This window comes from Streptomyces sp. Da 82-17, assembly GCF_046098215.1.
GTDB lineage: Bacteria > Actinomycetota > Actinomycetes > Streptomycetales > Streptomycetaceae > Streptomyces.
This window is the reverse complement of record NZ_JBJURH010000031.1, coordinates 76462-83584: the sequence shown is the minus strand read 5'-3', so window position 1 is coordinate 83584 and position 7123 is coordinate 76462. Positions and strand designations below refer to the sequence as shown.

The following is a 7123-nucleotide window of genomic DNA, read 5'->3' as shown; positions in this document are numbered from 1 at the left end:
GACCGTGAAGGCACCGGTCAGTCCGCCTCCGGCCTGGTTGATGAGGCGGCGGGCGGCTTTGAGATCGAGTGCGAGGGCGACGTACGCCTCGTGGGGTGCAGCTGCCGGGCCCGCGGCTGCGAGGAGGTCGCTGTAGATGGGGCCGGCGAGGTGGGTCTGGGCGCTGCCATGCTCGTTCCAGTGGCGGTTGAGGGCGTCGCCGGAGTCAGGAACGGTGCGCTCCAGGACCTGGATGCGGGCGACGTGCCCGGTACGGGCCAGCGCGGCCAGGGTGCGGCCCCAGCCAGCGACGTTGCTGTTCTGCGTGGCCGGGTCGAGCAGGGCGAAGGCCCGGGCGGCGACCTTCACGACGGCGGTGAGGGTGCCGTGGTGGGGATCGTGCACGGCGCCGATGTGGCCGTCGGGGGAGTTGATCACGCGCAGGGAGGCAGCCGTTCCCGGAAGGTGCAGCAGGCCCTCGCGCCGAGGGCGGGTCGAGGGGCGGGCGAGCCAGATCAGCTGGCCGGTGAACCGGCGGAGCGCGTAGCGGATCACGATCGGCGCCCAGTCGGCGAGGGAGCGCCCTCGATGCCGGTTGAAGACCGCCGCGAGGAGTAGCCCCCACAGGGGAAGGAGCGTGAGTGCCCCGGTGACGCCGTACGAGAGAAGCACGCTGAGCAGCAGCACGCCACCAGCGGCGACGACCGTCAACTGAGGGACGGATAGCCCGATCAGGACACCGCGGCGCGACCGGTGAGGGAACTTCACCGTGGCCGGGAGTTCGGGCTGGGTGGTGTCGGAGTACATGAAGGAGCCGTTCTTCGGAGCGATGGGGGACGGGGTGGGTGGGCTTGAACACGGCCCACCCACCCCGTCTGATGGGGAACTACGAACTGGAGCCGCCGCCTGAGGGGTAGATCCACCGCTGCGGCGTTGTGCCGCCTTGCGGTGGTGGGCCGCTGCGGCGGGGTGCCGGCGGGTCCTGCCGGGCGATCCGGGGAGCGGAGACCGCGGCACCTTGAGGTGGTGCCCCGGTACTGACGGGCGCGGAGTCCGAGGCAGCGCCCTGCCCAGGGCGTCGGATGAGCGGCACACCGCGATCGCCATCGGTCGGAGGGCGCCGGATCAGCGCCTTGCCCTTGTCGCCGGTGCCGCTGGGGTTCTCACCGAAGCGAAAGTGCGTCCGCTGCGGAGCCGAACTCCCGCCCGTACCCGTCCCCGTACTACCGGTCGGATCGATCCCGGAAGCAACACCGCCCGAGCCCTGACCCGGCACCTTGGCCGGCCCCTGCGGGGCGCGCATGCCCTTGGCCTGCAGGGCGAGTTGGCCCGCGGTCTTGGCCGCGCCCACCGACACACCGATACCGGCAACACCGGTGCGGTGCAGGTCATCGTGCCCACCGCCGTCGGCCGCCCAGTGCACGAACTTGTACGTCGCGTACGGGCAGAGCATCACCAGGACCATGACGACGATGCCCGCCATCGCATCCGACAGCGCACCGATCCCGTCGCTCGTCTCGGTCTTGCCCATCGCGGAAACGCCGAGCAGGAACACGATCGTCATCAGCAGCTTGGAGACGATCAAGGTGGCGGTAGCCTCGATCCAGCCGCGCCGCCAACGCCGCGCAACCTCCCAGCCCCCGCCCGCGCCCGCGAACACGGCCAGCGAGACGAGGACGAGGATGCCGACCTTCCGGGCGACCATCACCGCCCAGTACAGGAACGCTCCGATCGCACAGCCGAGCGCGACCAACGACGGGATCGCCCAGCCCATGGGGAACAAGGCCCCGAGCTGGCTGACCTTCATGATGCGCCGGATGGCGTCGTCCACCGAGCTGTTGGCCGCCTTGAACAACCCGGCACTCACCGCGTCCACCACCGCGATCGCGACGGTCGTACACGCGATGGCCGCGAACGCGAAGAACACGCCCGCAACCGCGCCGCTCACCGCCTGACCGAGCGCACGCTCGTCCCGGCGCCACGCAGCACGCGTGAGCTGCAGACAGAACGTACCCACGGTCAGGATGAGCCCGATCGGCAACAGCAACTCATAATTGCTGCGGAACCACTGGGCGTTGAGGTCGATCGCCGTGGTCATGTCGACCGCCTTCGTGGCCAAGTCGACGGCGCTCTGCGCCAGCTCTCCCATCGACTTGGCGATCCAGGCGCCGATCCCGTCGGTTACAGCCTCGCCGGTCGCGCCGACCACGCCGTCAACGGCCCCGCAGACCGAGTCCATCAGAGGAAGATCACAAGCCCCCATGAGGGAACCTCCGTTCAGGGGTAAGGGCGGTCACGGCGCCACGCTCGGCAGGACCCCGACGAGCGCACAGCTGCGACCCGGCCGGCACTGAACAGCGAGCGTCGTGGAACGCGCCTCGGCCCCAGCGCCGGAGCCCTTCCAGGCGATGGACTGCTTGCCGCTGACCGTGACGGCGTAGACGTACGCCTGGGCGATCGCACCCGGGTCCTCGGACAGGGCCCTCTTGAACGCCTGCGGGAAGTGCCCCTCGTTGACCTTCGCCTTCGCCCGCTGGCCGTTGTCGTGCATCCGCGACCACAACACCGGGCTCGGCACCTGCTGCGTCACTGACTTCCAGTCTGCGTACTTCTTCTCGCGGGTCATCCACCGCTTGAGGCCTGCGAGATGCTCGGACTGCGTCCTGGAGCGGGTGTCGTACGACCACAGGGCCTTGGTCGCGGCCCTGGCGAACACGACCGGATCGGTCGTCCTCGGCGGAGCGTCCACAGCCGACGCGGTCGTCTTGCCCGGGCTGGGTACGGGGGAGGGCTGCCCATCCGGGGATGTGGCCGGCGAGCTGCTGGGCTGGGCTGCGGGCTCGGTACGGGTGGCGTACGCAGTCACACCGGCGACCGCCAGCAGCAGGGCGAGCACGATGCCGCCGATCACCGACCGCCGCAGAACCGACGAGCCCGCCAGGCCAACCCTCGCGAAGCGTTTCCTCGACATCAGTGAACCTGCGTGCCCATCGCCGAGAAGAACGCCACGATCCCGTTGGCCGCGCCGAGCAATAGCGCACACCCAGCGGCAACGACCGTGCCCTTCTTGCCGTTCGCCTCGGCCTGGTGACCGCCGCTGTGATGCCCCCAGGCCCACACAAGCGCGGATATGGCCAGCGCGCCGACAGTGGCGATGATCCCGAACAGGTTGATGCTGCCCATCACCCTCTTCAAGACATCAAGGCCGGGCAGCCCACCCTCGTTCGGGGTGACACCAGGGTTGTACGCGAGGAACTGGACATGCTCGATGAACTTCAATGGAACTCCAGTACGAAAGTGGGCGCGCGAAAGCCCAGCAGGAAGGGGGAGGCGAGAGGAGAAATGGAAGGGGGGGAAGAGCGAGGTCAGACGACGCGGCGAGTGGCGAGGATGTCCGGTCGCCATTCCGCGAGGGTCGAGATCTTGACCACGTCACCGGTCCTCGGCGCATGCAGGATCAAGCCGTCACCGATGAACATCCCTACGTGTTCCGGGGCTTGAGCAGTGCCGCGGGTGAAGAGCAGATCGCCCGGCTTCAGGGCGTCGACGCTGACGGCCTTGCCCTCCTTGACCTGGGTGTACGTGGTCCGCGACAGCGACACACCCCCGGCCTTGAACATCGCCTGCATCAGCGAGGAGCAGTCGCACCTGCCCATCGGATCCTGACCGCGCGGATCCGTGCAGCGACCGCCCCACTGATACGGCGTACCGAGCTGACTGAGCCCCCAACGGATCACCTTGCGAACGGACTTGGGGGCGCTAGCCGGGATCTTGTACGCCTTGGGCACGGACCCGTCTGGGATGGGGCCGTACGAGGCTCCGTCCGCGCCCGGACCGCACTCGGCGAGCGGGCCGACCGGTAGCTGTTCCTCCCGGCCCTCCTCTTCGGAGAGCGAGCTGGCCAAGGACCTCTGAAGTGCGCCGGCCAACGGCTCCCACTTGGCGTACGCATCAGGGAACCCGCTCTGCTGGACGGCCTGAGCTGCCTGCGTCACGGTCATCGACTCCCAACCTGGTACCTGGAGCAGCCGCTCGTAGAACTTCCTCGAGGCGTATACCGGGTCACGTACCTGGTCCGCCGACCCCCAGCCCTGGCTCGGGCGCTGTTGGAAGAGCCCCAGTGAATCGCGATCACCGTGAGCGAGGTTCCGAAGTCCCGACTCCTGCAACGCCGTTGCCAGAGCCACCACCTGCCCGCGCGCAGGAACCATCATGGCGACGCCGGTGGCCAGGATCTTCTCTGCGTTCGAGACCTGCGCCTTCGGCGCATCCAGCCCGGGAACTGAATCACGACCCTTCTCGCGCCCCTCGAGGACTGAGCGCACTTGGCGCGCAACGGCTGAGGCGTCAACCCGTTGGCCGTCGCCGCCACGGGCGCAAGCGGCCTCAGCACCGTTCGTGCCTGCCAGGACGACGACCGCGGACGAGATCAGGAACACGGGGGCGAGTGTCACGGCGGCTATACCCGTGATGGCCTTCACCTTCGCGACCCGAAGCTCGATCGCAGGTACCCGAATTCCGCCTCCAGAGCGGGTTGATTCGGGGAATGCAGCATCAGCTGCTCCTTACCTGTAGCAGCACGGCATCCACGCTCTCGCCGAAGGATTCCGAAGCCGTGCTGGTGAAGAATTCCTGCAACACGGATCGGGCGCAGGAATCTAGGGGTCGCAAGAGCTCAACTTGCGACCCCTGAAAGCGACTTACTCAAAGGCGGCAGCCAGCCGCACTACTAATCTCACGCGCCACATGAGTGCCCTCCCGGATGTTAGACGGAGGAGCGCCGTCCGAACACGCCGAGACAGTAGAGAGGGAATCCAGCCACGCCAAACGAGGTGAATCAAGAGGAGGTTGAGGCGTGGTTCTAGGCGCGGTCGACATTGGGTGCGGCCGAACTCTCCCGTTAACCTCCCGCCCATTGCCCACCCAGGTGGCGATGACCGTCGTATCTGAATCCTCAGGCCAGGTGCACGGTCATCGAAGCCTCAGCCTGATCGCGTACCGCACAAGGCTGTTCGGAATGGAGAACCCTCAATGGCGTACACCCTCCACCAAGGGGACGCGCTGACCGTCCTCGCAGGCCTCGCCGCCGAGAGCGTCGATGCAGTCATCACCGATCCTCCGTACAACAGTGGGGGTCGTACCAGCAGCGAGCGCACGTCCCGAACCGCGCGCGCCAAGTACACCAGCGGAGACGCCGCCCACGACCTGGCCGACTTTCCCGGCGAAAACCGGGACCAGCGTTCCTACTTGAGGTGGCTGACCGAACTCCTCACGGAGTCCTACCGCGCCAGCCGCGAGCACGCCATCGCCATGGTCTTCAGCGACTACCGCCAAGCCCCCACCACCACGGACGCACTACAGATGGCCGGCTGGACCTGGAACGGAATCCTGCCGTGGATCAAACCGGCCCCACGCCCCCGTAAGGGCGGACCGAAGCAGGACTCGGAGTTCATTGTCTGGGGCGTCAAGGGAACCCTCGATCGAACGCGCGACCTCTATCTCCCGGGGCACTACATTGCCTCTCAGCCCCGCAAGGGCCGGGTCCATATCACCCAGAAGCCCGTCGAGGTGATGCGCCAGCTCGTGAAGGTTTGCCCGGAAGGAGGCACCGTCCTGGACCCGTTCGCAGGCAGCGGCACGACCGGCGTTGCAGCCCTTCTCGAAGGACGCAATTTCATCGGCGTTGAACTGTCCGAACACTACGCGGCAACAGCTAAGAAGCGATTGATGAGTGCCCTGAACAGGGAGAACTTCGTGCTCGCTGGACCAGAGAGGTGAGCTGCAGAGGCGCTGCCCAGGCAGGCTACGACGATGCGTGGCGGCGGTTGTATGCGTCCGCAGGGCAACCGCCACCACGTGATGTGCCCGCGGTCCTTGTTGTGGAGCGCCACATCAGGTGGCTCGGAATTTGGCGATAGAGCTTACGCCTGGCGTGGTAATCCTCCGGTTCATCCGCGTAGTCCTCCAATTTGTCGCCACTGCGCCGGCTGAATCGGACCTGCAGGGTCCCCAGTCGGCCATTCACGCCACGAGCGTCGAACCAGCACACCGAGTAGCTCTCCGGAAGCCAGTGGCAGTGACAGCGGAGGGCGGTCGTGGTGATCGGCAGACCGCACTCTGGGTCAGTTAGCAGGTTGATGAAACCGTGGTGGTGCAGCGGTTCTTGGACCCGCGGCTCATGGATGTACTCGATGATCCAGGAGCAGCCGCCGTTGCGTGCTGGATTGGTCCACGCGGTTGTGCTCAGCGGCACGCCGATTGTGCGCAGCAGGGGTGCACGGCGCAGGAGCCCACTGGCCAGCCACGCTGACGTGACCATCTTGCGATGATGCCGGCCCGATGTGGTGTCCTCCCTGGGCTCGCGATAGGGCAGTTCGGTGCGGTGCCACTCGTGCGGACTGAGATCGTGGCAATAGGTCATGCCGTGTTTGTCGTTCGCTTCTTGTTGCACTGCCAGTGCGGCGGTCCAGTCCTCGGCAGAAACCCCACGGATGATGACGGATCCGGGTTTGCCGATGCGGCGAATTAGGACACCCTCGCCGTGAACCGTGACGCGAGCTCCAGGGATTCCGTGTACCTCGCCGTACTCGTCGAACCGAGGGATGACGGCTTGAATCAGATCCTGTGTCAGAGACCCGTCGTGAGCGCCGCGTTGCTGTTCCTCGAAGGTCACGATGAGGCTGTCGGGCCTGGGCTCGAGGAAGCGGATGCCCCAGGGGTTTCGGGGGTCGCTCTGGGGCCAGGCGATGCCGTTCAGGAGGCAGCTTTCCAGTACTGCCTGACTGGGCTGAGCGTTCGGAATTAGGGGTGCCGAGGGCACGAGTTCCCGTGACCGCTTCAGAGCTTGGGCCCAGGGGATGCCCGTGGCCAAGTGCAACTTCTGGGCGCGACGTTCGAGGAGGGTGGGCTTCATTGGAGACTCTCCGCCACACATTCCTGTCCCGACCCAGGATGCGCGGCTGGCGCTCCCAAGCTCATGCCCTGTTGTGAACAGCGATGCCAGCCGAGTTGGCTCATCCACACCGCACCCGTCGGGGAGGTCCGATGCCGGTCGGGCCTCGCTTGGCCCTGTCGAGGGAATGTAGCTGACTCCCCGCCGGCGCGGCCAGCACGTGACCGGAACCACACCCGATCGGATGGCGTG

7 protein-coding genes are annotated in these 7123 nt (G+C 66.9%); 1 reads left to right on the top strand and 6 read right to left on the bottom strand.

Annotated features, from left to right (window positions below; genetic code table 11):
* The 5 genes from ACIDOF_RS35290 to ACIDOF_RS35270 all read right to left on the bottom strand — a co-directional run.
* Positions 1 to 786: SCO6880 family protein (locus ACIDOF_RS35290; RefSeq protein WP_409010319.1), on the bottom strand; the 786-nt coding region annotated here is incomplete at its 3' end.
* Positions 787 to 865: 79 nt separating this feature from the next.
* Positions 866 to 2218, bottom strand: a complete 1353-nt coding sequence (locus ACIDOF_RS35285; protein WP_409010318.1) for an ATP-binding protein — start codon at positions 2216 to 2218, stop codon at positions 866 to 868.
* A gap of 54 nt (positions 2219 to 2272) precedes the next feature.
* Complete coding sequence (locus ACIDOF_RS35280) at positions 2273 to 2950, bottom strand: hypothetical protein (RefSeq protein WP_409010317.1); 678 nt, start codon at positions 2948 to 2950, stop codon at positions 2273 to 2275.
* Entirely contained in the window at positions 2950 to 3258 is a 309-nt protein-coding gene (locus ACIDOF_RS35275) for a DUF6112 family protein (RefSeq protein WP_409010316.1), read from the bottom strand. The genes ACIDOF_RS35280 and ACIDOF_RS35275 overlap by 1 nt, the downstream gene beginning before the upstream one ends.
* An 86-nt stretch (positions 3259 to 3344) precedes the next feature.
* A complete protein-coding gene (locus ACIDOF_RS35270; RefSeq protein ID WP_409010323.1) occupies positions 3345 to 4433 on the bottom strand; it encodes a C40 family peptidase in 1089 nt (362 codons plus the stop codon).
* A 577-nt stretch (positions 4434 to 5010) separates the two neighbouring features.
* Here ACIDOF_RS35270 and ACIDOF_RS35265 point away from each other — a divergent pair.
* Positions 5011 to 5757: a DNA-methyltransferase gene (locus ACIDOF_RS35265; protein WP_409010315.1), complete on the top strand. Its 747-nt coding sequence runs from the start codon at positions 5011 to 5013 to the stop codon at positions 5755 to 5757.
* Positions 5758 to 5782: 25 nt separating this feature from the next.
* Here the strand turns inward: ACIDOF_RS35265 and ACIDOF_RS35260 are convergent, their stop codons facing one another.
* Complete coding sequence (locus tag ACIDOF_RS35260) at positions 5783 to 6892, bottom strand: hypothetical protein (RefSeq protein WP_409010314.1); 1110 nt, start codon at positions 6890 to 6892, stop codon at positions 5783 to 5785.
* Positions 6893 to 7123 lie beyond the last annotated feature (231 nt).

Excerpts from the sequence above, each read along its gene's own strand:
- ACIDOF_RS35285 (WP_409010318.1), bottom strand. The coding sequence starts at position 2,218 with ATGGACTCGGTCTGCGGGGCCGTTGACGGCGTGGTCGGCGCGACCGGC.
- ACIDOF_RS35280 (WP_409010317.1), bottom strand. The coding sequence starts at position 2,950 with ATGTCGAGGAAACGCTTCGCGAGGGTTGGCCTGGCGGGCTCGTCGGTT.
- ACIDOF_RS35265 (WP_409010315.1), top strand. The coding sequence starts at position 5,011 with ATGGCGTACACCCTCCACCAAGGGGACGCGCTGACCGTCCTCGCAGGC.
- ACIDOF_RS35260 (WP_409010314.1), bottom strand. The coding sequence starts at position 6,892 with ATGAAGCCCACCCTCCTCGAACGTCGCGCCCAGAAGTTGCACTTGGCC.